We start from the raw sequence: 24,351 nt of genomic DNA on the forward strand, positions 1-24,351 counted from the left end.
GAGGTACCACGCGTGGATGCCATGAACTTTGGCGATGTGCTTCGCCAGGCGCGTGAGAGAAGCGGGGAGGACATCGTATCGGTGGCCCGTCGCATTCGCATCCGCCCCGACATCCTGGAGCGTATAGAGGCGTCCGATTTGGACGGAATGCCCCCGCGCGGCTATTCGCGCAACATGATCAACGCCTATGCGCGTTATTTGGGACTGAATCCCACCGAAGTGGTGAAGATGTACCTGGACGCTCAGTACCGCAGCCAGGTGGAAAAGGCGCGCGAGCAGATCAAGCCCACGGGTTTCGACATGTCGGCGGGAAGGCGTCGCGGCCACAACCGCGAAACCGTTTCGGCATCCGAGTCGCGGGCGCACCTTTCGAGCACGGCAGGCTCATCGTCTAGGCGCGGCTTGCCGAGCACCGATGACGAGTTCTTCGGCGGCGCCTCTCCGACCTCTATTCCGCCTGCGGCTACCACGCGTCGCATCGGCGCGGTTCATGTGGGCTCCTATAATGCCTACGGCCAGGGCCTTTCTCAACGCGCTGCCGCCCGCGCGGCGGGGGAGACGCGCGTCATGGATCCAATCGACGACCGTCACTCCGCCCATTCGACCCACCGCGCCCGCCGCTCGGCCCTTTCCGAGGAGCATTACGGCAACCTCTATGCCGCGCCCTCTAACTTGGGCGTGCGCAACCACGGTTCCGGCCTGCGCGATAAGCTGCCCTTTTTTATCGCGGGCATCGTCATCCTGCTGCTCGTCGTGGTGATCGTGGTCATGGTGAACGGCATGAATCGCGCCGCCACCACCGAGTCGACGAACCAGCCGATGAACATTACGGGCATGCCCGGCTCGGAGAACACGCAGGAGAACGACTCGTCTTCCGGGAGCGATTCGACGTCTGATCAGGCGTCTCAGCAGACGCAGCAGTCGGAGCCTGAGGAGGTCGCGCCCACTAAGACCACCATCGAATACGAGGTCGCCGACGGCCAGACCCCCTACATCGAAATCTGGGAGGGCGAAGACAACTGCATCTTCGCAGGCGATGTGACGGGTCCCGCCAAAGAGAGCTATGACGTCACCGGGCAGTTCCAGATCGTGTCTAGTCCCTACGAAGGCTTGACGGTCACTCAAGACGGCAAAAAGGTGAATATAGAAGACAACGTGTCAAGCGGCATCTTCCGCTATAGCGTAGACTTCCAGGATGTGCTCGACGCTTGGAACGAGGAGCATAAATCCTCTTCATCCGATTCGGGTACGGATAGCGCCTCCGATGGCGAATCCGCAAACGACGCATCGTCCGGCAGCGCTTCGGACGCATCGGCGTAAGACGTATCGGATTCGTTTTTTGATACACGAATAGAAAGGGAACCTCCATGGCAAAAGATTCTAGCTTCGACGTGGTATCCACCGTTGATATGCAGGAGCTCGATAACGCTTTTCAGCAGGCCAAGCGCGAGCTTTCGCAGCGTTACGACCTCAAGGACTCCGGCGCTGAAATATCGCTTGACAAGGGCGGCCGCAAGATTACGGTAAGCGCGCCGAGCGATTTCGTGGCAAAGCAGGTCACCGATGTGCTGGCCAGCAAGCTCATTCGTCGCGGCATCGATCTGGCATCGGTCAAATGGGGCGACCCCGTTCCCGCTGCTGGCCAGAGCGTTCGTCAGACGGCCGATATCATAGAGGGCATCGACAAGGAAACCGCTTCTGCCATCAACAAGGATATCAAGGCTCAGAAGCTCAAGGTCAAGGTGACCATCGAAGGGGATAAGCTGCGTGTGAGCTCCGCCTCCAAAGACGCGCTCCAGGATGTGATCGCGTTTCTCAAGGGCAAGGATTACGGCCAGCCCCTCCAGTACGTCAACTATCGCTAAACGTACATGCTGGTTTCGAGCGCATCTCCTGCTGGGGGTGCGCTTTCGTGCGCTTTGAGAGGCGCGATGTTGAAGGTGAGGTATACGTGACCAATATCGATGTGACGGCCGCCCATTGCGAAGGCGCTGCGCCTTCGGTTTGCTTCGTAACGCTCGGATGCGCCAAGAACGAGGTGGATACCGCCGAGATGACCAAACGTGTCATCTCGGTTGGCATGCGCGTGGTGGATGACCCTTCCGCTGCCGATGCGGTGGTGGTGAACACCTGCTCGTTCATCCAAGCGGCCACCGAGGAAAGCATCGAGTGCATTTTCGAAATCTGCGGGCTGGAAAACTTCGAGAACGGGCGCTCGAAACTGGTCGTTGCAGGCTGCATGCCGGCGCGCTACGGATCTGATCTTGAAGGCGAGCTCGCTGAAGCGAGCGCCTTCGTGCCGTGCTCCAAAGAGGACGATATCGCGCGCGTCCTGTGCGAGGTGCTCGGGTTCGACGCCGCGCTCGAGGCTCAGAATTGCCCCTCTCCCTACGCAGCAAGCCCCGCTTCTTACGTCAAGATCAGCGATGGGTGCGACCGCTTCTGCTCGTTCTGCGCCATCCCCTACATTCGCGGTGCATATCACAGCTTCCCTTACGAAGCCGTGCGCGAAGCCGTGGCCGAGCGCGTTCGCGCGGGCGTGCGCGAGGTGACGCTTATCGCTCAGGACACGGGTCGATGGGGCGAAGATTTCGATGAGCCCGACACCACGGCTCATCTGCTCGATCGTCTGGCGGCCGAGTTCCCCGATACGTGGTTCAGGCTCATGTATATCGAGCCGCAGGGCGTGACCGATGAACTGCTCGACGTGATTGCATCTCGTTCGAACGTGTGCTCGTACCTTGATGTGCCGCTGCAGCATGCCTCGCAAAAAATCTTGCGTTCCATGAACCGTCGAGGCAATTCGCAAAGGCATCTTGAGCTCGTGAAGCGCATGCGCGAGCGCGTTCCTGGCATCACGCTCCGTACTACGCTGATTGCCGGTTTTCCGGGCGAGACCGACCAGGATTTCGAAGAGCTTATCGGGTTTCTGGAGGAAGCCGAGTTCGACTACGCAGGGGTGTTCCCGTATTCCGCCGAGGAGGGCACGCGCGCTGCCACGCTTCCCGATCAGATTGACGAAGATGTGAAAATCGCCCGCGCGCAGGAGGTTCGCGATTTGTCCGACGCCATTGGCGAGGCTCATGTGTCGCAGCGTATCGGGCATGAGATGGACGTGCTGGTGCTGGGCCGAGAGGAAGACGGCCAGCTGTACGGGCGCGCTATGTGCCAAGCTCCCGAGGTGGATGGCGTGGTTTACCTGGAAGAGGGCGAGATTGGTGAGATTGTGCGGGTGAAGATTACCGACACGCTCGTCTACGAGATGGAAGGCGAGGTAATTCATGGCTGAGGCTCAATCGAAGGGCTCAGACGCGATTCTCACCCCTGCGAACATCGTGACGCTCGTGCGCATCTGCCTTGTGCCGGTGTTCGTGGCGGCGCTCATCAGCCCCTGGCCCGAATGGATAGGTTACGACTGGCTCAACCAGTGGAAAAGCTGGATTGCGGCCGCCGTATTCGTGCTCATATCTTGCACCGACTGGCTCGATGGCTATCTTGCGCGCAGCCGCAACGAGGTGACGGATTTCGGTAAGTTCATGGACCCTCTCGCCGACAAGATCCTTGTGATCGCGGCGCTCTTAGTGCTCGTTGAGCTGCAGGCGCTCCCCAGCTGGGTCGTGCTGATCATCGTGGCGCGCGAATTCATCGTGTCGGGCGTGCGCATGGTGGCCGCCAATAAGGGCGAGGTTATCGCCGCTTCGTGGTACGGCAAGTTCAAGACCGTGTTCCAGATGATTGCAATCGTTTTGTTCGTGGTCAAAGAGAACCCCGTGATTCGCGAGTGGTCTGAGATGGCCTACGGCGCACTCTATGGTCTGAGCTGGCTTGTCATGCTCATCGCGCTCGTGCTGACGATTGTCTCCATGCTGGACTACATCTCCAAGGCGCGGCACCTCATCGGCTTCAAGCCGCGCAAGGGCTCTGCGGCCGAGGAGGCCATGGCCCAGGCCGATGAGCTGAGCATCGAAGAGCTTGTCATACGCGCCGCTTGCTCAAAGGGCCTCTGCTTAGGTACGGCGGAAAGCTGCACGGGCGGTCTCATCGCCGCCACGCTCACCAACGTGCCTGGAGCGTCTGGCGCCTTGTTCGGGGGCATTGTGAGCTATGCCAACGAGGTCAAGCGCAATCGCCTTGGCGTGGATGAGCGCGTGCTCGACGAGAAGGGCGCCGTGAGCGAGGAGGTCGCATGCCAGATGGCAGCGGGTGCCCGCCGAGAGCTCTCTGTTGATATTGCCGTTTCCGTTACAGGTATCGCCGGGCCTGGCGGCGCTGTTCCGGGAAAGCCGGTGGGAACGGTGTGGATCGGCGTTTCTTCGAAGTTCGCCACGCGCGCGTTCCTTCATCATTTTGATGGCGATCGCGATTCCGTACGCCGTCAGACCGTAAACGCCGCGCTCTCTTTGATGCTGCAGGAAATCGAGAAATTCTAGCGAGCGTTCTATCTGGCTTCGAGCCGAAATCTGGCAAGGGTTTTCCGGCATCTGTGGGGAACATCGGCAAGGTTTCGGCAAGATTCGGGCAAGGTTTCTGCAAGGGTTCGGCAAGGTTTCTATGCTTATATAGAACATGCGTCAGAGGAATGCGGGGTTCGTTTCGCCGGCAGAACGGATCTCGCAAGACCTTCTTGACATGAGAACATCCGTTCGTAATAATGGAAACGCAAAAGTTTAGCGGCGTTCATCGTCGTTTGGCAATGCGTGTATCCGCTGCAAGGAGCATATATGAGTCAGGATAAAGATAGAGATAAGATGCTTGAGCTCACCACCGAGCAGATCGAGCGCAAGTTCGGCCAGGGTTCCATCATGAAGCTTGGCCAAGGCAACAATCTTGAGGTGGGTATCATTCCCACGGGTGCTCTGCCGCTGGATGCGGCGCTGGGCATCGGCGGAGTGCCGCGCGGTCGTATCGTTGAGATATACGGTCCCGAGTCAAGCGGCAAAACCACGCTTGCGCTTCAGATTATCGCCGAAGCGCAAGCGCTTGGCGGCATCGTCGCCTTCATAGACGCGGAGCACGCGCTTGACCCCACCTATGCCGCTCGTATTGGCGTCGATATCGACGAGGTGCTTATCTCCCAGCCCGATACGGGCGAGCAGGCGCTTGAAATCTGCGATATGCTCGTCCGCTCCAATGCGATTGACGCGATCGTTGTCGACTCGGTTGCCGCATTGGTCCCCAAGGCCGAGATCGAGGGAGAGATTGGCGATAGCAGCGTCGGCCTGCAGGCGCGCTTGATGTCGCAGGCGCTGCGCAAGCTCGCAGGGTCGCTTTCCAAGTCCAACACCACCTGCATCTTCATCAATCAGCTTCGCGAGAAGATCGGGGTGATGTTCGGCAGCCCCGAAACCACCACGGGTGGCCGCGCGCTCAAGTTCTTCTCCAGCGTTCGCATCGACATTCGTCGTATTGAGACGCTCAAGAACAAGTCGGGCGATGCCGTAGGAAACCGCGTGCGTGCCAAGGTGGTCAAGAATAAGGTGGCGCCTCCTTTCCGCCAGGCGGAGTTCGACATCATGTACGGCACGGGCATCTCGCGCGAGGGCTGCATCGTAGATATGGGCGTCGAGGCGGGCGTGGTCAAGAAGAGCGGCGCTTGGTACACCTACGGCGAGCAGCGCCTGGGCCAAGGTCGCGAGGCCGCTAAGGAGATGCTGCGTACCAACCCCGACGTACGCGATGAAATCGAGGGTAAGGTCCGCGAGCATTTCGATATTCCCGCGCCTACGCCTCACGGTTCGGAGGAGTAGGGCTCGGCAATGCCATTATGCGCATGGTCTCGTTTTGGCTGTGCGCTGTGCGCCTCGCGATGCGGAATGCTGTTCTGGTCGCGGGGCGCCTCTGTTTGGCGCATGGAGCGCATGCGATGCTTTGCCTCGCGCTGCAAGCGAGCGCCGCGGCAACCGATCCGTGTTTAAGATGGCGGTGCCGGCCACGATGGAAGGGGCTCGTTTGCGCGCGATGCGCCCCTGGTCTCGACCGATGCTTTCGCCATGACGTTTTGAGGGGGCAGCATGCCTGTTATAGATGAAGAGCTTCTTGCGAAACTGTCTGCCGTGCAGCTCGAGCCGGTAGTGCGCGAGGCATCGGAGGGCGAGGAGAAGGCCTTTGCCAAGATTCAGCGCCTCATCTCTGTGAGGGAGCGTTGCGAAAGCGAGTTGCGTGCGCGGCTTTTGCGCGACGGGTTCGCCTCGGAGGATGCCGAATCTGCCCTTCGGCGCGCTGTGTCATGCGGCCTTGTGGATGATCTGAGGTATGCTGGCGTGCTCATTCGTTCACGTATCGCGCAAGGAAGGGGAAGGTCGGGCATCGTGGCGGAGCTGGAGCGCGTCGGTATAGATGCTTCGCTCGTTCCCGGATGGCCCGATGAGTATTTCCCCGAGGACGCTCCTTCTGAATTCGAACGCGCTTTGGAGCTTTTGCGCCGCAAGCCGTCTCGCTCTAAAGATGTGCGCGGTGCGGCGTTTCGTAGGCTTATAGGAAAGGGCTACAGCCAGCAGGTTGCCTACGATGCCGCCCGTCGTTATGCAGAAGAGGTGTCCGGCTTCGGTTCAGCTCCCCGCTCTACGTATTTTTGACGAACGGCGCTCATAATCGCTTCAAGTCGGTGTATCATAGACAAGCTTGAGTGTATTCGCGCCGAATGTTTGCGGTGCTTTCGATAAACAATCGCATATCGCATGCTTATCTATCGTGCGCTTCGCTCATGCCAGGTGTTCTATGCCCGGCATTTTTTATTTCCGGTACACCTAGACCGTTTGATTTAGATGAAAGAAAGGGGAGGCCGATGCCAGATTCACTGTTGCCTGTCATCGTCGGCGTGATTTGCATCATCGTCGGCGTTGCCGTCGGTTTCGTCATAACCCGCTATCTCGCAAACTCGTCCACCAAGCGCGCTGCCGAGGAGGCGCGTCAGCTTGTGTCCGATGCCGAACGCCAGGCTGAAACAATGCGTCGTGAGGCCGTTGTTGAGGCAAAGGATGAGGTCTTCAAGATGAAGCAGGAGGCCCAGGCGGAGAACAAGGAGCGCATGCGCGAGGTGCGCGCCGCAGAGAATCGTCTCAATCAGCGCGAGGAATCGCTGGACCGCCGCGTGGAGAGCCTCGATGCGCGTGAGCATCAGTTGTCCTCCATGCAGGGTCAGGTGGAGCGTCGCGAGCGCGATCTGAAAGAGGCCATGCAGGAGGTGAGCGCCCGCCTTGAGCACGTCGCCGGCATGACCCCGGAGGAGGCCAAGCGTGAACTCCTTGACAGCCTGAAGGATGAGGTGACGCATGAGAGCGCGGCCATCATCCGCGAAGCCGAGCAGCGCACGCGTGCCGAGGCCGATAAGAAATCGCGTGAGATCTTGAGCCTTGCCATCCAGCGCGTTGCCGCCGATCACACTGCCGAGACTACGGTGAAGACCATCCATATCCCGTCCGACGATCTCAAGGGTCGCATCATTGGCCGCGAAGGCCGCAACATCCGCTCTTTCGAGCAGCTCACAGGCGTCAATCTGCTGATCGACGACACCCCCGAGTGCGTTACCATCTCCTGCTTTGACCCCGTGCGTCGCGAGATCGGTCGCGTCACGATGGAGAACCTTATCGCTGACGGTCGCATCCATCCCGCCCGTATCGAAGAGATGTACTCCAAGGCGGAGAAGCTCGTGAACCAGCAGGTCCAGGAGGCTGGCGAGCAGGCGACCTTCGACGTGGGCATCCACGACCTGCATCCTGAGCTCGTGCGCACTCTGGGTCGTCTGCGTTTCCGCACTTCCTTCGGTCAGAATGTGTTGAATCACTCGCTTGAGGTCGCATACCTGTGCGGCGTTATGGCAGCTGAACTTGGCCTCGATCCCGTTCCTGCCAAGCGCGCCGGTCTTTTGCACGATCTTGGCAAGGCCGTCGACCACGAGGTCGAAGGTCCGCATGCCGTGATCGGTGCCGACCTTGCGCGTCGTTTTGGCGAGAAGCCCGAGATCGTGCATGCTATCGAGGCCCATCATGCCGATGTCGAGCCCAACAGCGTGCTCGATGTGTTGGTTCAAGCCGCCGATGCCGTTTCCGCCGCGCGTCCCGGCGCTCGCAAGGAAAGCCTCGAGAGCTACGTGAAGCGTCTTGAGAAGTTCGAAGAGATCGCAAACGCCCATAAGGGCGTCGAACGCACCTATGCCATGCAGGCCGGTCGCGAGGTTCGCGTCATGGTTGTTCCTGAGCTGGTGGACGAGGCTGCCGCTGTCGTGCTCGCGCATGATATCGCCAAGCAGATCGAGGACGAGATGCAGTATCCTGGCCAGGTCAAGGTCGTTGTCATCCGCGAAAGCCGTGCAGTGGATTACGCTAAGTAGTCGCCATGGCTGACGTTTCTGGCCTTTCTCAATTCATAGATCAGGCTACGCACGAGAGCCGTCTTCGGGTCGAGAGCGACCTCGGGGACGGCTTCGTTCGTTTGCGGGTTTCCGAGGCGGAGCGCCGCCAGGCGAAGCAGGATATCCGCTGCGTGGAAGATGCTGCCATCGAGATGCTGCGCAATGCACGTGACGCGCATGCGCGCTCCATTTTCTTCGCCGCGTCTAAATCCGGATCCATACGTCGTTTCACGATGGTTGACGATGGCGATGGCGTACCCGAGCATCTCCATGAAACTGTGTTCGAGCCACGCGTTACATCAAAGCTCGACTCTCTGACCATGGATGATTGGGGTGTGCACGGCAGAGGCATGGCGCTGTACTCCATTAAGGCAAATGCCGAGGAGGCGTTTATTGCCTCTTCGGCGGCGGGGCAGGGTAGCTCTTTCGTTGTGACGTTCGATACGACGAAAGTGACAGAGCGGCGCGACCAGAGTACGCTTCCCGATTTGGTGAAGGCGCTCGATGGCGTCTGGAGCGTCGGCTCAAGCCCTCACAACATTGCGCGTACGGTTGCGGAATTCGCCTTGGCGAACAGAAAGAAATGCACGGTCTATTTCGGAAGCCCCGTCGAGATAGCTGCGACGTTGCTTGCATTCGGTCGCTCGTCTCATCAGAGTGCCGGAATGGTTTCTTTCGAGCAGGTTGCGCCTTCAAAACGTTTGGCCTGCGCTTCCGATTCGCAGCAGTTCGCTCAGATCGCCGCCGGCATAGGGCTTGAAATGTCTTCACGAAGCGCCCATCGTATACTGCAAGGTCAAATCAAGCCGCTTCCACCGTATCTCGAATCCCTGTCACGTAGGCGAGAGGGCGATACGGGAACGCGTTCTTCCAAGCGCGCAGTGGGGCGTGATTACAGAGGCCTTAAAGTTGCCCAGGAGGATGTGGATGATTTCTCGGCCGATCTCAAACGTGCATGGCGCGAGCTTGCCGACCGCTATTTCCTGGAAGGGGACGTCGAGCCGGCAATCCGCATTTCGCATGACAGCGTACACGTGACCTTTCCCGTGCGTAAGCAGCTGTAGTAAAATAACCCCTTGTGGCATGCTCGCAGCGTGTCGCAAGGGCAATACACCACCAAACGCAGTAGAAACACCGTAAAGGAACCTTATGTCCAACGACGTCGAACGCAAGCCGCAGGTCGGCTGCCTCAAAGTCTCATCCAAGTCGTCTCCCGCTTCGGTGGCTGGCGCCATTGCCGGCATGATCAAAGACGGCTCGTGTGTCGAGATTCAGTCCGTAGGGGCGGGCGCTGTTAACCAGGCGGTCAAGGCGATTGCCATCTCTCGCGGCTTCTTGTCGCCGATTGGCATCGAAATCGTCTGCATTCCCTCTTTCGCTGACATCGTAATCGACGGGGAATATCGCACCGCCATAAGGTTCGATGTTGAACCCCGGCACGCACGCGCCGCTTCGACCCCCGATTCCTTCGAATCGCGCATCTCGTAGCGATTCGTGCGGCGGCTGCAGTCCATATCCATCGCCTGAAAGCGAGGCCTCATGTCTTCTTTGTCAGAACGGACGTTCTGTCTTTATACCTATGGTTGTCAGATGAACGAGCATGATTCCGAGCGCATTGCCGGCATGCTCGAATCCCTAGGTGCCATTCAGGTTGAATCCGTCGAGGATGCCGAAATCGCCGTTTTCGTTACGTGCTGCATCCGTGAAGCGGCCGACGTGCGCCTTATGGGCCAGGTGGCTTCCATTAAAAACATCCCGCTCCCTAGCGGCAGCGATTTGAAAAAGCGCATGATCTGCATCGGTGGCTGCATCGGTCAGCGTGACGGCCAAAAGCTTATCGACGCGCTCCCTCATGTCGACGTGGTGTTCGGCACGCAGAATATAGAGCATCTGCCTCTTCTGCTCGAGGAGGCAATTCAGGAGGGCGACCACCGCGTAGAGACGCTTGAATCCGCTGCTACGTTTTCCACCGACCTGCCTTCCAAGCGCGTTCATCCATGGGCTGCCTGGCTGCCTATTACTGTGGGCTGCAACAACTTCTGCACGTATTGTATCGTTCCTTACGTGCGCGGGAGGGAGCGGTCGCGCACGCTCGAAGACGTGGTGGCCGAAGCCCGCTCGCTTGTTGCCGATGGCGTGCGTGAAATCACGCTTCTGGGCCAAAACGTCAATTCGTACGGTCGCGATCTGTACGGAGAGCCGCGCTTCGCTGACGTGCTCAGGGGGGTGTCCGCCACGGGCGTTGAGCGCATACGTTTCGCCACCTCGCATCCGAAAGATCTCACCGACGAGGTGATTGCGCTTTTCGGCGAGCTGCCTAACCTGATGCCCGCACTGCACCTTCCGGTGCAATCGGGAAGCGATCAGATTCTCAAGGCAATGAACCGCCGTTATACCGCCGATCACTATCGCGGACTTGTGGACAAGGTGCGTGCCGTGTGCCCCGATATCTCCCTTTCGACCGACATCATCGTCGGCTTTCCGGGCGAGACCGAGGAGGATTTCCAGGCGACGTACGATCTGGTGAAGTCCATTGGATATTCCCAGGTGTTCACGTTCATCTATTCGCGCCGCGAGGGAACGCCGGCCGCCAAAATGGAGGATACGACTCCTCGCGAGGTCATTCAGGCTCGGTTCGAATCGCTAGTTGACTTGGTGCAAGACTCTGCGCACGAGCAGAATCAGCGTTTCGCGGGACGCACGCTTGACGTGCTTATCGAGGGCACATCGAAGCGCGATGGGTCGATGTGCACCGGCCACAGCCCCCATAATGTGACGGTGCATGCGAAGCTTCCTGAGGGTATGGCGATCGAACGGCTTCAGGGTACGATCGTTCCCGTGCGTATCGACGAAGCGAAGACGTGGTATCTGTCGGGAGAGATCATTCGTGGGTAAAGGCGAGTGCGACAGGCTTGAGCTTTCGCGTCCCGTGGTGTGCATCGTCGGACCTACCGCCTCAGGAAAGACCGATGTGGGCCAGCTGGTCGCTTCGGCGCTTGATGGCGAGGTCGTTTCAGCCGATTCGATGCAGATTTATCGCGGAATGGACATCGGCACGGGCAAGCTTCCCGTGCCTGAGCGCGTTGTGCCGCACTGGGGGTTTGATATCGTTGATCCTGGCGAGGCGTATTCTGCATCCTTGTTCCAAGAATACGCGCGTGAATGCTTCAGCGATATCGATGCTCGTGGAAAGAGGGCGGTTCTCGTGGGCGGCACGGGCTTCTATGTGCGCGCCGCCATTGATGACTATCGATTCCCTCAGGGCGAACAGGTGGATAATCCTGTTCGCGATCGATGGAATTCGTTTCTTGAGGCCCACGGCTCCCAGGCTCTTTGGACAGAGCTCAACACGCGCGACCCCGAGAGCGCGCAGCTCATTCATCCGAATAACGCAAAGCGCGTCCTGAGAGCTCTTGAGATGCTCGAGCTAGACGGTGTGAGCTACGCTCGCCAGCACGAAGGGCTTGCAACGATCGCCCAATATGTCCCCGCTGCATTCTTTGGCTTGGCCGTTGACCCTGAGATTCTCAAGCGGCGCATTGACCATCGCGTTGATATGATGGTTGAGAGCGGTCTGGTGGATGAGGTCAAGAGGCTTATCGATGCGGGGTTCGAGTCCGCCTGCACGGCCCGCGATGCGATAGGGTATAAGGAAATCGTTGCAGCTCTACGCGGAGAGTGCTCTCTTGAGGATGCGATCGAGGCGATCAAGCTTGCAACGCGTCGGTATGCCAAGCGACAGCGTACGTGGTGGCGCGGCGATGCGCGCATCACCTGGATTAACGCCGATGATGGCGATGTTCGTCGCGTAGCCGATTCGATAGTGCAGATGATCAACGCATAACCGGAGGCGTCTATGTCATTTTCCGATACTTCAGTGAGCAGTCTAACCGAGGGGCTTGAAAGGGCGATTCTTGTTGGAATCGAGTACAAAAACGCCTTGGATGACACCTCTGTGGAGTCGTCGCTTGCGGAGCTTGCCCGTCTTGCCGACACCGCGGGTGCCACGGTGGTTGCCACCACTACGCAACGTCTCGATGCGCCCAATCCGCGTACGTTCGTCGGAAGCGGCAAGGCGGAAGAAATCGCGGATATGTGTCGGTCTCTTGCTGCTGATGTGGTTATCTTCGACGAGGAACTCACCCCTTCCCAGCAGAGCAATCTCGAGAAGGTGGTGCCTAAAGATGTCAAGGTGATCGATCGTACGGCGCTGATCTTGGATATCTTCGCTCTTCACGCTACTACGAAGGAGGGTAGGCTCCAGGTACGGCTCGCTCAGAATCAGTATCTCTATCCGCGTTTGCGCGGCATGTGGGCCCATCTTGCAAGCAACCGCATGGGCGGAGGCGTGGGCTCGCGTTTCGGCGAAGGCGAAAGTCAGCTTGAGGTCGACCGCCGCATGGTGCGCAAGCGCATTACTTCGATTCGTCGCGAGCTTGCCCAAGTGTCGAAGATGCGCTCTACGCAACGCGCCGCACGCTATGCCTCCGGGATTTACAAGGTTGCCGAAGCTGGATACACCAATGCTGGCAAATCAAGTCTTATCAATCGCTTGGCAGGTGCCGAGGTCTTGAGCTACGACAAGCTGTTTGCGACGCTCGATTCCACTACGCGCAAGCTCGTGCTTCCCGAGGGGAGAGAGGTGACGCTCACCGATACCGTCGGGTTTATCCAAAAGCTTCCTACCACGCTCGTGGAGGCGTTCAACAGCACGCTCGATGAGATTCGCGGCGCCGATTTGATTCTTCACGTCGTGGATGCTTCGTCTCCTGAACGCGAGCGTCAGATGGCTGCGGTGGATGAAACCCTCGAGCAGATCGGCGCTCATGAGATACCGCGGATTCTCGTGTTCAACAAGTGCGACCTTGTGGATGGCTCAGAACGGATCGCCCTTGCTGCGCGCTATCCCGATGCCGTGTTTGTCTCGGCTCAGACAGGGGAGGGAAGCGAAGACCTGATTCATGCAATCGAGCGCGCGGCCACGGCGAGCGAAAGCATGATGGAGGTGGTCGTTCCCTATTCTCGAGGCGATGTTACGTCACTTGCACACGCGAAATGCACTGTGATCGCCGAGGCGTACGAGGAGCGTGGCACGGTTATGACGTTGCGCGTGCCGCAGAATCTTGTGAAAACGTTCAGCGAATTTCGGACAGATGGAACCAGCGTCTCCGCTTGACGGCGTCTAAATGCAATAAGCCGTCGTGCTAATTCGCCACGGATGATGTTGGCTATGAAGGCATGTCGTATTTGTATTCTGGAAGGCTCCCTCGTTCATCCGAAAAGTGTCGCCTTGCTTAAAAAGCCTCCGATGTAGCATCGGAGGCTTTTGTGTGTGTCCATTGAAATCGCGAGTGATTCACGTGCGGTCCGGCCGCTTCCTTTGCGCATTTCGCGCGAAGGGGGGGGGAGCGCTATAAACGGCGGAATACGGCTGTGACCTTGCCAACGATAGAGACGTTCTCGGTCACGATAATGGGCTCCATCGACGAATTTTCAGGCTGAAGTCGTACGTAGCCGTTCTCCTTAAAGAAGCGTTTCACCGTTGCGCCGTCTTCTACCATAGCGACCACGATATCGCCGTTGTTGGCGGTAGGCTGCTGCTTTACGGCAACGAAATCGCCGTCATTAATGCCGATTTCGATCATCGAGTCACCGCGCACTTTGAGCAAGAAGGAGCTTGCATCGCCCACGATTTCAGTAGGGAGCGGAATGGTCTCCGTAACGTTCTGCTCGGCGAGAATGGGGATACCTGCAGCAACATTGCCAACGACAGGAAGCGTTACCACGTTGGAGAAGCTGCCTGAGCCAATAGCCTCATCGATTTCAGGCTCGCTGGGTGCTTTGCGTTCGTGGCCCACGATGGTAATGCATCGAGATTTAAGCGGGTCGCGATGGATGAGTCCCTTATCCTCAAGGGTTTTCAGGTGAACATGCACGGTGGAAGGGGAGGAAAGCCCCAGCCCTTCGCAAATGTCGCGTACCGTAGGCGCGATTCCAGTTTCATCGATTGTCTTCTCGATGAAATCGAGAACGGCCTTCTGCTTCTTCGTGATCTTCTTGGTGTTTTTGACCTCGGGCTGGCTCATTGCTCTCCAATCCTTTCGTGCGGCTTTTCCATTCAGGCCGCCGGCGTGTTCCGCCGATGCGACAGCATCGCGTGCTTCGCGCTTACGAATGAAAGCGGGCCCGTCGAAGCAGCGTCTAGGCTGGCGCACGTTCGGCCAACGAGCGAACAAATGTTTGAGAAAATCGTTGACACGAACTTTTGTGCGATTTATTATATATCCGAACAAAGGTTCGTTGCAAGAGTTCGGAGGCAATAAAATGGCTGTTCGTGAAATGCATACCTACATCGATGGAACGTCCGCTCTTAAGATGGAGGATCCCCAGGCGCGTTTTACGGTGTTGCGCGGCAACGGTCGCTCTTCGGACGATTATCAGGATGCGTACTTCACGGATGATCTTCGCATCGCCTATGCCGCGTCGGGCCTGCGCGAAGTTCCTTCCTTGCTGAAGTATGGCAGCGCTTCTGGCGCCGATCGTATTCTCTCTTCATTCGGCGCCATCTTTGCCTCTTGTGCTGCCACCCTCATTCTTGGCCTGCTTATCGTCCTCTAGGTTTCTCGTCGATCTTGGGCGCGCGGTGTCTTGCTGTCTTATTGTGTGTCGCGTGTATTTTATCGTTCGGTCCCCACTTTTTTGTTCAGCGTGTATGATAAGCACGCACTGAACCCTATGCTCTTTGAGCGAACGGAGGATCGAATGCGCTGTCCTGTTTGCGGCCATCCAGAATCCAAGGTAGTCGACTCTCGTCCGTCAGACGAGTTCAATTCTATTAGGCGCCGTCGCGAATGCCTCAAATGTGGCAATCGCTTCACAACGTATGAGCGCTTGGGTGATAACCCCATCATCGTCGTAAAGGCGGATGGATCAAGCCAAGTGTTCGATCGCGAGAAGCTGTATCGCGGCATTTCAATTGCATGCGCCAAGCGACCGAACATTCCTAATGAGAAAAAGACCGAGATTATTGACGCTATCGAAGCTGAGCTTCGCAACTCCGGTCGCATGGAGATTCGTTCTAAAGATTTAGGCGATATCGTCCTTGAGCACCTCAAGGGCCTCGATGATGTCGCATACATCCGTTTTGCGAGCGTTTATAAGGATTTTCAGACGCTTGAGGAGTTCCAAGAGGCTCTGAAGGGGCTGGAGAAATAAATTCTCATATTCTCTCTTTCCCGTGGTTGTTATCGGTTGCCGATGGCTACGACGACTGCCCGTTATGACCGCCGTGCATGACGGTTGTCTTTGTGTATCGTGCTATGAATTGTTTTGTCTTCTCTTCATGAAAGGCGGTAGAGTCTTTTGTCTCAGCAGCTTTCTATCAATATCACCCGCTTGACGGATGACGTGACTATTCCCGCGTACGCCTATCCGGGCGACGCCGGCATGGATCTTCGTGCTACCGAGCATGTGACGCTCGCTCCGTTCGAGCGTGCGCTTGTTTCCACCGGTCTTGCTGTCGCGATACCTGAGGGATATGCAGGCTTTGTGCAGCCCCGAAGCGGCCTTGCCATCAAGCAGGGCGTTACCGTTCTCAATACCCCTGGCCTCATTGATAGCCATTATCGTGGGGAGCTTAAGGTCGCGCTCATTAATCTCGATCCTAACAACTTTTTTGAAGTCAACCCCGGCGATCGTATCGCGCAGCTTGTGATTCAGAAGGTGGAAAACGTGGTATGGAATGTGGTCGATTCTCTCGATGAGACCGAACGAGGCCAAGGCGGCTTCGGATCCAGCGGCGTTGCCTAACCGTAGGTTCCACGTGCTCAAATCGAAGTAATAATAAGCGCCGTTGATGGCCGCGGATGCCATCAACGGCGCTATAGCAAACTCGGTCTGCGTCTCGCTCGATTGCTATTTCTCGGTGCCGACGAAGAATAGCGCCAACGTGCCGGGGCCCGAATGCGCGCCGATTACGGGGTCGACGTAGTTCACCACGAAGTCGGTGATTCCGAAGCGTTCAGTGATTTCGGCCTTAAGCGCCTCAACGTCCTCGATGCAGTCGCCATGTGTAATGAAAATCGTCTGGCTCTTCGGATCGATGGCGGTCTTTTCCATGTGGTCCACAAGCGCTTTGATGGACTTTTTGCGACCGCGCACCTTTTCCATAGGGATCAGCGCGCCTGCGTTGTCCACATGGAGAACGGGTTTGATATTGAGGAGCGTGCCCGCCCACGCGCTTGTGCGGCTTACGCGGCCCCCGCGGAACAGAAACATCAGATCGTCCACCGTGAACCAGTGGCAGAGATGGTCGCGTGTGTCGCGCACAAACTGGGCGACCTCTTCCATGGAGGCTCCATCTTTCGCTTTTTTGCAGGCGAGGTATACGAGCATGCCCTGTCCGCCCGATGCCGCAAAAGTCTCCTCGGAGATGAATGTGCGATCGGGGTAGTCGGATGCAATTTGCTTGAGCAAAAGTTCCGTTGCCGCATACGTGCCCGAAAGCGCGCTCGAAAAGCCGAGATATAGGATGTCCTTGCCGGAATCCGCAATCGCCCGCAGGGTCTTTTCGGACTCCTGCATGTTTGGAAGCGAGGTGGTTATTACTTTGCCCTCGCGCATCATTGTGTAAAACTGTTTGAGGTCGGTTTTCTCCCCCTTGAGGTAGCTTTGATGCTGTACGCCGTCAACCATAAACGTGAGGGGGAGGATTTCGAGTCCAAACTCGTCGATCATCTCTTCGGTGAGATTGCATGCCGAATCGGTGACGATCTGATATGCCATGACTCCTCCTTGTGCCTTATGCATGTCGCATTTGTTCGTCTACCATGAAAGTATAAACGTTTTTCTCTTTATTTCTCTTTATGCGTATGTAGTTTGGCGAGCGGTCCTTCTGGCTTATGCTCGTGCTGCGCCCCCTCCCTGTGCTTCTCGCAATTTTTAAATCCAAAACTATTTAATGACGGGTTTTACGATTGGGTGCGATTCGTGGTCATACCGCGCATCTGCGCGAGGTTTCTCCTATTCTTCACTTTGCGTGGGCATCTTTTATCTATAATGGCAAAACTTATGGTTTTGCCGCATCGTGCGGCCTGTTTAGAAAGCGAGGATCGGAGTACACGATGGGAAACGATTACAAGCACACGATGAATCTGCCCAAGACCGATTTCGCCATGCGCGCGAATCTTCCCGAAAACGAGCCTAAGCGGCTCGCTAAGTGGGAGGAAGAGGATTTGTATGGGCGCATTCTTGAAAAGAACAAGGACGGTGAGCCCTTCATCCTGCATGACGGCCCTCCGTATGCCAATGGCCCCATTCATATTGGTCATGCCTTTAACAAGATTCTGAAGGACTTCGTGGTCAAGTCTCATGCTCAGCGCGGCTACTTCACGCCCTACATCCCTGGTTGGGATTGCCATGGCCAGCCGATTGAACACGAGGTTGAAAAGAAGCTCGGTACCGAGAAGATGCGTGAGCTCCCTCAGGCGACCGTGCGTCGCATGTGCCGCGAGTGGGCGGAGAAGTTCATTGACGTACAGCGCGACGGCTTTAAGCGTCTGGGCGTAAACGGCGATTGGGATCATCCTTATCTCACGTTCCAACCCACGTTTGAATCCGCGAACGTCGAAGTTTTCAAGAAGCTGTACCTCGATGGCGCGGTGTATCGCGGCCGTAAACCTATCCATTGGTGCAAACATTGTCATACCGCCCTCGCCGAGGCGGAAATCGAGTACTCGGACGAGACTTCGCCTTCTATCTACGTGAATTTCAAGCTCAATGAGATTCCGCAGGCTTTCGCCGAAGCGGGCGTCGATCTTGACCGCGCTTACGTGCTCATCTGGACCACCACTCCCTGGACGCTTCCCGCGAACACAGCTGTATCTTTCGGCCCCGACATCGATTACTGCTTCGTGGAGGCAAACGGCGTCTATATGCTGTTTGCCCACGAGATGGTGGAAACGGTGGCCGAGACTGCAGGATGGGAAAGCTATCGCATCGTGGAGCAGGGCGGAGAGCCGGCGCTCATGAAGGGCAACCAGTTCGACGGGATAACCTACCAGTGCCCCATCCTCGAGCGCACTGGACGCATTATCTGGGGCGATCACGTCACGCTTGATGCCGGTACCGGCGCCGTTCACACCGCTCCCGGTCATGGCGTCGAGGACTATCTGGTGGGCCAGGAGTTCGGCATCGACACTCTCATGCCCGTCGACGACGATGGTCGCTTCATGGAGAGCGTGCCTTACTTCGCCGGCATGGATACCGATGAGGCCAACCCGCACATTATCGAATGGCTGCGCGAGCGCGGTACGCTGGTTGCTGGCAAGGAAATCTCGCATAGCTACCCGCATTGCTGGCGTTGCCATCAGCCGGTCATCTTCCGCGCCACCGATCAGTGGTTTGTGTCTATGGAGAAGACCGGGCTGCGCGAGGCCGCTCTTGACCAGATTCACAACCATATTCAGTTCATCCCCGAATGGGGCGCCAACCGCATCGGCGCAATGGTCGCCGACCGTCCCGACTGGTGCATTTCTCGCCAGCGCTCTTGGGGTGTTCCGATTCCGGTGTTCAAGTGCGCCAAGTGCGGAGAGACCGCGGCCAACGAGGCGATCTTCGATGCCGTCATCGACCTTTTCAATACTGAGGGCGCCGATGCCTGGTTTACCAAGGATCCCAAAGACTATCTGCCCGCTGACGCCCATTGCGAAGCGTGCGGCTGCGACGAGCTGATTCCCGAGAAGGACATCCTCGATGTGTGGTGGGAGAGCGGAGTGAGCCATGTGGGCGTGCTCAAGCACCGCGCCGAGGCCGATCACCTGCGTTGGCCCGCCGATATGTACCTCGAAGGCTCCGATCAGCATCGTGGTTGGTTCCAGAGCTCGCTGCTATTGGGCACCGGAGCATTCGGCCAGTCGCCGTTCAAGAGCGTGATGTGCTGCGGCTTCACCGTTGACGAGAACGGCGAGAAGATGTCGAAGTCCAAGGGCAACGGCATCGACCCCAAGGAAGTTACCGATAAGTACGGCGCCGATGTTTTGCGTCTATGGGTGGCGTCCACCGACTATTCCGTGGATGTGTCCATCGGCGACACGATCCTGCAGCGTACCTCTGACGCGTATCGCCGCTTCCGCAACACGTTCCGCTTCCTGCTGGGTAACCTGGATGATTTCGACATGCAGCGTGACGGCGTGGCGTTCGAGAATCTGACGCCTATCGACGTATGGGCGATGCTGCGCTTGCGCGAGGTGCTGCACGAAGTGGAGCGCGGCTACGACGAATACAAGTTTCACCAGGTGTTCCGCACGCTTTACGAGTATGTAATCACCGATCTTTCGGCCATCTATATGGATGTCATCAAGGATCGTCTGTATGCCGAGGCACCTGATTCCACGTCGCGCCGTGCCGCGCAGACTGTGCTGATGAACATCCTCGAGGTGATGGTGCGCGTGATGAGCCCCATCCTGAGCTTTACCTGCGATGAGGTGTGGGAGCATTACCCCGCATCTGAGCGCAATCGCGAAGGCCGACCCGTAAGCGTGCAGCTCGCAGGCTGGCCTACTGACGACGATTTCGTCCCCGCGCTGCCTAAGGGCGAGGATGCCGATGCGCTCATGAAGAAGTTCTCGGTCTTACTCGAGGTGCGCGATTCCTTGAACAAAGCTCTCGAGGAGGCTCGCAACGAGAAGGTCGTCAACAAGAGGCAGGAGGCGGATATCACCATCGAGGCGCCTGCTGAGGTGGTCGACATCGTGTCCACGTTCGATGACGCCGACCTCGAGGAGCTCTTTATCGTTGCCAAGGTGACGCTTATGCCCGCCGATGGCGAGGAGATCCGCGCGAGTGTTTCAAAAACCGAAGCGCCGAAATGCCCGCGCTGCTGGAACCATCGCGAGCTCGGCGGCAACGCAAACCATGCCGACGTGTGCAAGCGTTGCGGCGATGTGCTAGACAAGCTCGCTTAGGATTTTTCGCCCTGCTCGAGCGATGCGAAGCCCAGCTCGTGTCTAGACTGAGTATCGAGGGCGCCAGCTTATAGGTTGGCGCCCTCCTTTGCGTCCTGTTGGTCGCATTTCTTTTCGGATGTCGCTCAAGCGACGTTTTCCAATGTGCTGCATGGTCTTAGACAATGCGCTCGTAGGGATTCCGCTTGAGTTTGGCGTGCTGCGTTGTTCGTCAGCGTAGGTAGAGATAAAAGGAGATACCTCGAGGTGACTGCTTCCTCTTCACATACTGATCCACAGCTGCAACAGTCCGTTTCGTCCGGAAAGGGCGTTCCCTCGCGTCCAGCCGCCTCGATTCTGGCCCTCTTTTGCTCCGTTGCCGTTATCTGGGTCATTTTCGACCAACTCACAAAGGTGTATTTCGAGGGGTCGTACGAACTTGGCCAGGCGTCAGCGGGCGATTTCGGTTTGTTCCGCTTTCGCCTTGTGCATAACACCGGTATGGCTTGGGGTCTTTTCGGCGATTCCACTTTTGCGCTCGGCGTTTTGTCATGTGTGGTGTGCGTCGCCATACTCGTTGCCTTCTTGCTGTGGCCGCGCTTTGCGGGCCATCGTTTGAACTGGCTGGAAACGCTGGGTCTTGCTCTCGTGTTTGCCGGCGGTTTGGGCAATGCGCTCGATCGCTTCATCCAGGGTTTCGTGGTCGATTTCATCGACTTCACGTTCATCGATTTCCCGGTGTTTAACGTCGCGGATATTGGAGTAACCTGCGGATTCGTTATCATCGTGATTGGTTTCGTCGTCGCCGAGAGGAGCGCTTCGCGCGTCAATGAACTCGAAATGAGTTCCGAACCAGGAGCTGCCAGCAACGTCGATGGGGAAGAGGAGGAGCCTCGTGGCTGACATGTCTATCGCCATTGTTCCTGAAAACGCTTCCGGCATGCGCCTCGATGCATTCATGGCCGCGGAGGGGCTCTATCCCACTCGATCCGCCGCTGCGAAGTGCATCGCAGAAGGTGGCGCTTCGCTCAACGGCAAACTTGCGCGCAAGAGCTCCTGCGTTCAGGCGGGGGATATGCTGCAATACGCGGTTTTTGAAGACCCGCATGCTCCCGAGCTCGAGGCGGTAGATATTCCGCTCGACATTCGCTACGAAGATGACTATCTGCTCGTCATCTCGAAGCAGGCGGGACTTGTATGCCATCCTTCGGAGGGGCATTATGGCGACACGCTGGTGAATGCGCTTATTGCCCATTGCGGCAAGGAGAACCTGTGCGACGTGCAGGGCGAGCAGGACCGTCTAGGCATCGTGCATCGTCTCGACCGTGATACGAGCGGGCTCATGCTGTGCGCCAAAACCAACGAGGTGGGCCTGGCGCTTATGGAAGACATCCGATTGCGCGACGTCGACCGGCATTACCTCGCCCTTGTCCACGGGTGGATTTCCCTTGAAACCGGTCTTGTCGATGCGCCCATCGCCCGCGGCGAGCGCGACCGCATGCGCATGAAGATCTCGGACCGCGACAACGCGCGCCCCTCCATCACCACGTTCAAGGTGCTGCGCCGCTTCGAGCCCGGAAAAAACGACGACGGGTACAGCCTGATCGACTGTAAGCTGTTTACCGGTCGCACCCACCAGATTCGTGTGCATATGGAGTACATCAAGCACCCCTGCGTGGGCGACCCGGTGTACGGCTGGCAGAAGAAGGATAACCTGGGCCTCGACCGTCAGTTCCTTCATTCCTATAGGCTTGCGTTCACCCATCCCATTACTGGTGAGCGCATGGAATTCGAGGATAAGCTTCCGCGTGACCTTCAAGAAGTCATCGACGTGCTCGAGGCGCGGGAATAGCGACCCCCGCTTCGGTGCTTCTACTCTGCGTCGTTGCTGTGTGCCAAATCCAGCAGCTCGTCTTTGGATTTGACCTGTAATCGTTGATGGATGTTTCCAAGCATGGTGCTTTTATGATGGATGCGTTTCCGAATGCGGCGCCTTTCTGATGGACGTTTTCCAAATGCGCCGCCTTTCTTATTGATGATTTCCGAATGCGGCGCTTTTCTGATGGGTGTTGTCTAAATACTGCGTCAGCAAGGAAGTCGGTATTGTTTGAGGAGGGATTGCTGCTCTATTCTTTAAATCTTGCGCATCGGATGTTGGAGAAGGGGAGAATAGAGCAGGTTTTTCTTTCGTGGGAGATTGGGCGTTGATTAGGAAAATCAGGCATTCCAGCATAATGCCTGATAAAGGATGCGCAATGAATTTTGGGTCTGTCTGTTCATTGCCTCGGTACGCAATGTGCTGCTCTATTTCCATGATTTGTGGAGCCGTTTGCCCGAAAACCGGGGAATAGAGCAAATTCCCCCCCCCCGTAACCACTGCGCATGCTTCACGCAGACTGCGTTCCGAATTATCCCGTGGCTCGATCGTGATGACATGCGACTCAACGGCTTCCAATCTGGTCTTTTCCTGACCTCCAATCGCCGAGACTCACATAAGAACCCAATATCTCTTCCAGCCTGCCGCATTCTGTCCCAAACCTTGCCGAAACCTGTCCAAAACCTCGCCAAAGCTTGTTCGCTCTTTCGGTCAATCCTGTCTAAAATCGTATCGCCATCTGGCCAAATATAACGGTTACGTAACGGAGCAAGCCCCGAATGAGATTTTTCTCCGCCCTTGTACGCTTTGCCTCGATGGCACGTTAGCATTGTGCGCATGAACGCAACGCTTTCTCACATATCAGCCGCACGCTTTTGGGATGCTTTCGGCTCCATCGATGTTCCTGCGCGCTCGCTCAGCATCTCTTCGGCGCTCCGACCACCATTGGCTGCTTCTCTAGAGCTCGTGGGCAATCTTGGTATCTTCCCAAACAATGAGGATATCCATGTGCTGGTTTCGAAGCAGGCCGACAGGAGGTCTTTCCGGAATCTGTCGTGCCATTCGTGCGATCGCGCTTTCCCAAACGGATCGTTTGTGGAGATAACGCCAGGCGTTGCGGTGTGCTCTCCTGAGCTTACATATGTCCAAATGGCCAACCGTCTGAATATGCCGCAGCTTTCACTGTTCGCGATGATGCTGTGCGGGATATACGCTCGTGACGTGAATGCAACAGAAGAGCTGTTCCAGTCAGGCCCAGTGCCCAGGGTGCAAAGGAGAAGGAGGCTTTATCCGCGAAGGCCGGTGGCAAGCCCCCAATCCCTCAGGATGTTCGCCCAAGAGATTGCTTCATTTCCAGGTTCTAAAAAGGCTCTGGCTGCGCTTGAATTCGTTCTGCCCCGCAGCCGTTCCCCAATGGAATCGATTGCGGCTTTGTGCTTAACCCTTCCGCCTCGTTATGGCGGGTATTCGTATCCGCGTCCTTTTCTTAACTACCCCGTGTATGTCGACGAGGCAATCACCCCCGATGTGCGTAAATTCAACGGCACGCAACCAATGGAAGGAGCGCTTGGAAGAGGGAGCGGGAAGCACGTACGCTATGACGAAGATGGCCGCCCTTATTATGAATGCGATATGGTCTGGCCAGATAAGCGGCTTGTTGTTGAATACCACGGAGGCCCCTACCATACGGGGCAGGAGAGCGTACATCGTGATTCGCTCAAGGCAAATATCTTTAGTGCGTGCGGTTATACCGAGTTGGTACTCACAAAAGAGACGGTTTTCGATGGCGCCAAGTTCGCGGACTTTGCTGTGCAACTTGCGAATCGGCTTGGTAGAAGAATTCGAAAGATGCCCGATGGATTTGAGGCGAAGCGGGTGGAGCTTGTTCGATCTTTGACGGTTGGGTATCCCCTGTCGTGAGCGCGGGGAGTTCTTCGATGGAATTGCGCATCGCGCCTTTTGTCCATTTCGGGCGCTTGCGTTGCCCCAGTTGCTCTATTCTCGAAAAGTTCGGCATTTCCTGTTCGAGATGCCGAGAATAGAGCAGACCTTGCGGACTGCGTCCATAATGCGATTTCAACGGATTGCAAATCGCCTGTTCAGGCGCGCTTGATTCTGCGCATGGGTCGGCGACGTGTCTGGTGGAAGGTATTTGCTGCTCTATTCTCCGACTGCTGGGCAAC

Annotated in this window: 22 protein-coding genes; 19 read left to right on the plus strand and 3 right to left on the minus strand. The window is 57.1% G+C overall.

All coding sequences use genetic code 11. The annotated features are described in order from the left end of the window. Positions 1-21: 21 nt before the first annotated feature. The 12 genes from DMP06_RS02980 to hflX all read left to right on the plus strand — a co-directional run bounded on the left by DMP06_RS02980 (position 22) and on the right by hflX (position 13,526). Positions 22-1,320 carry a helix-turn-helix domain-containing protein gene (locus DMP06_RS02980; protein WP_123208384.1) on the plus strand — a complete coding sequence of 433 codons (1,299 nt, stop codon included), beginning with the start codon at positions 22-24 and terminating at the stop codon, positions 1,318-1,320. A gap of 47 nt (positions 1,321-1,367) precedes the next feature. After that, complete coding sequence (locus tag DMP06_RS02985; protein WP_123208263.1) at positions 1,368-1,865, plus strand: YajQ family cyclic di-GMP-binding protein; 498 nt, start codon at positions 1,368-1,370, stop codon at positions 1,863-1,865. An 86-nt stretch (positions 1,866-1,951) separates the two neighbouring features. Beyond that, entirely contained in the window at positions 1,952-3,289 is a 1,338-nt protein-coding gene (gene rimO, locus DMP06_RS02990; RefSeq protein ID WP_123208385.1) for a 30S ribosomal protein S12 methylthiotransferase RimO, read from the plus strand. Continuing rightward, on the plus strand, positions 3,282-4,430 hold the full coding sequence (gene pgsA / locus DMP06_RS02995; RefSeq protein WP_123208264.1) for a CDP-diacylglycerol--glycerol-3-phosphate 3-phosphatidyltransferase: 1,149 nt from the start codon (positions 3,282-3,284) through the stop codon (positions 4,428-4,430). Before rimO ends, pgsA begins: the two co-directional genes overlap by 8 nt. 291 nt (positions 4,431-4,721) lie before the next feature. Continuing rightward, entirely contained in the window at positions 4,722-5,747 is a 1,026-nt protein-coding gene (recA, locus tag DMP06_RS03000; RefSeq protein WP_123208265.1) for a recombinase RecA, read from the plus strand. 264 nt (positions 5,748-6,011) lie between these two features. Beyond that, positions 6,012-6,575, plus strand: coding sequence for a regulatory protein RecX (locus DMP06_RS03005; RefSeq protein ID WP_123208266.1), 564 nt, complete (start codon positions 6,012-6,014; stop codon positions 6,573-6,575). A 209-nt stretch (positions 6,576-6,784) separates the two neighbouring features. Continuing rightward, positions 6,785-8,329, plus strand: a complete 1,545-nt coding sequence (gene rny / locus DMP06_RS03010; RefSeq protein ID WP_123208267.1) for a ribonuclease Y — start codon at positions 6,785-6,787, stop codon at positions 8,327-8,329. A gap of 5 nt (positions 8,330-8,334) precedes the next feature. Further along, the gene (locus DMP06_RS03015) at positions 8,335-9,414 is read left to right on the plus strand and encodes an ATP-binding protein (RefSeq protein ID WP_123208268.1); all 1,080 of its coding nucleotides are present in this window, start codon (positions 8,335-8,337) and stop codon (positions 9,412-9,414) included. Positions 9,415-9,499: 85 nt separating this feature from the next. Continuing rightward, positions 9,500-9,838, plus strand: a complete 339-nt coding sequence (locus DMP06_RS03020) for a stage V sporulation protein S (protein ID WP_123208269.1) — start codon at positions 9,500-9,502, stop codon at positions 9,836-9,838. Positions 9,839-9,889: 51 nt separating this feature from the next. Then, positions 9,890-11,245: a tRNA (N6-isopentenyl adenosine(37)-C2)-methylthiotransferase MiaB gene (miaB, locus tag DMP06_RS03025; RefSeq protein WP_123208270.1), complete on the plus strand. Its 1,356-nt coding sequence runs from the start codon at positions 9,890-9,892 to the stop codon at positions 11,243-11,245. After that, positions 11,238-12,194, plus strand: a complete 957-nt coding sequence (gene miaA, locus DMP06_RS03030) for a tRNA (adenosine(37)-N6)-dimethylallyltransferase MiaA (protein WP_245962350.1) — start codon at positions 11,238-11,240, stop codon at positions 12,192-12,194. Before miaB ends, miaA begins: the two co-directional genes overlap by 8 nt. 12 nt (positions 12,195-12,206) lie before the next feature. Continuing rightward, positions 12,207-13,526 carry a GTPase HflX gene (hflX, locus tag DMP06_RS03035; protein WP_123208272.1) on the plus strand — a complete coding sequence of 440 codons (1,320 nt, stop codon included), beginning with the start codon at positions 12,207-12,209 and terminating at the stop codon, positions 13,524-13,526. Between the two features lie 235 nt (positions 13,527-13,761). Here the strand turns inward: hflX and lexA are convergent, their stop codons facing one another. Next, a complete protein-coding gene (gene lexA, locus DMP06_RS03040) occupies positions 13,762-14,436 on the minus strand; it encodes a transcriptional repressor LexA (protein WP_123208273.1) in 675 nt (224 codons plus the stop codon). A gap of 238 nt (positions 14,437-14,674) precedes the next feature. Between lexA and DMP06_RS03045 the strand changes: the two genes are divergently transcribed. The 3 genes from DMP06_RS03045 (at position 14,675) to dut (ending at position 16,159) form a co-directional block, all read left to right on the plus strand. Next, entirely contained in the window at positions 14,675-14,968 is a 294-nt protein-coding gene (locus DMP06_RS03045) for a hypothetical protein (RefSeq protein ID WP_123208274.1), read from the plus strand. A gap of 144 nt (positions 14,969-15,112) precedes the next feature. Then, positions 15,113-15,565: a transcriptional regulator NrdR gene (gene nrdR / locus DMP06_RS03050; RefSeq protein ID WP_123208275.1), complete on the plus strand. Its 453-nt coding sequence runs from the start codon at positions 15,113-15,115 to the stop codon at positions 15,563-15,565. A gap of 147 nt (positions 15,566-15,712) precedes the next feature. Then, positions 15,713-16,159, plus strand: a complete 447-nt coding sequence (gene dut, locus DMP06_RS03055) for a dUTP diphosphatase (protein WP_123208276.1) — start codon at positions 15,713-15,715, stop codon at positions 16,157-16,159. 105 nt (positions 16,160-16,264) lie between these two features. Here the strand turns inward: dut and DMP06_RS03060 are convergent, their stop codons facing one another. Further along, entirely contained in the window at positions 16,265-17,134 is an 870-nt protein-coding gene (locus DMP06_RS03060) for a DegV family protein (protein ID WP_123208277.1), read from the minus strand. A gap of 338 nt (positions 17,135-17,472) precedes the next feature. Here DMP06_RS03060 and ileS point away from each other — a divergent pair, with 338 nt between their 5' ends. From ileS to DMP06_RS03075, 3 genes are all read left to right on the plus strand, one after another. Then, on the plus strand, positions 17,473-20,313 hold the full coding sequence (ileS, locus tag DMP06_RS03065; protein ID WP_123208278.1) for an isoleucine--tRNA ligase: 2,841 nt from the start codon (positions 17,473-17,475) through the stop codon (positions 20,311-20,313). Between the two features lie 246 nt (positions 20,314-20,559). Then, positions 20,560-21,195: a signal peptidase II gene (gene lspA, locus DMP06_RS03070; RefSeq protein ID WP_245962351.1), complete on the plus strand. Its 636-nt coding sequence runs from the start codon at positions 20,560-20,562 to the stop codon at positions 21,193-21,195. Between the two features lies 1 nt (position 21,196). Beyond that, positions 21,197-22,144 carry an RluA family pseudouridine synthase gene (locus DMP06_RS03075; RefSeq protein ID WP_123208279.1) on the plus strand — a complete coding sequence of 316 codons (948 nt, stop codon included), beginning with the start codon at positions 21,197-21,199 and terminating at the stop codon, positions 22,142-22,144. A 177-nt stretch (positions 22,145-22,321) separates the two neighbouring features. On the opposite strand, the gene DMP06_RS11310 is transcribed toward DMP06_RS03075, so the two are convergent. Beyond that, positions 22,322-22,606 carry a hypothetical protein gene (locus DMP06_RS11310; protein WP_148042482.1) on the minus strand — a complete coding sequence of 95 codons (285 nt, stop codon included), beginning with the start codon at positions 22,604-22,606 and terminating at the stop codon, positions 22,322-22,324. 399 nt (positions 22,607-23,005) lie between these two features. Between DMP06_RS11310 and DMP06_RS03080 the strand changes: the two genes are divergently transcribed. Then, on the plus strand, positions 23,006-24,088 hold the full coding sequence (locus tag DMP06_RS03080) for a hypothetical protein (RefSeq protein WP_148042483.1): 1,083 nt from the start codon (positions 23,006-23,008) through the stop codon (positions 24,086-24,088). The last annotated feature ends 263 nt before the right edge of the window (positions 24,089-24,351 follow it).

The organism is Slackia equolifaciens, from assembly GCF_003725995.1.
Taxonomy (GTDB): domain Bacteria; phylum Actinomycetota; class Coriobacteriia; order Coriobacteriales; family Eggerthellaceae; genus Slackia; species Slackia equolifaciens.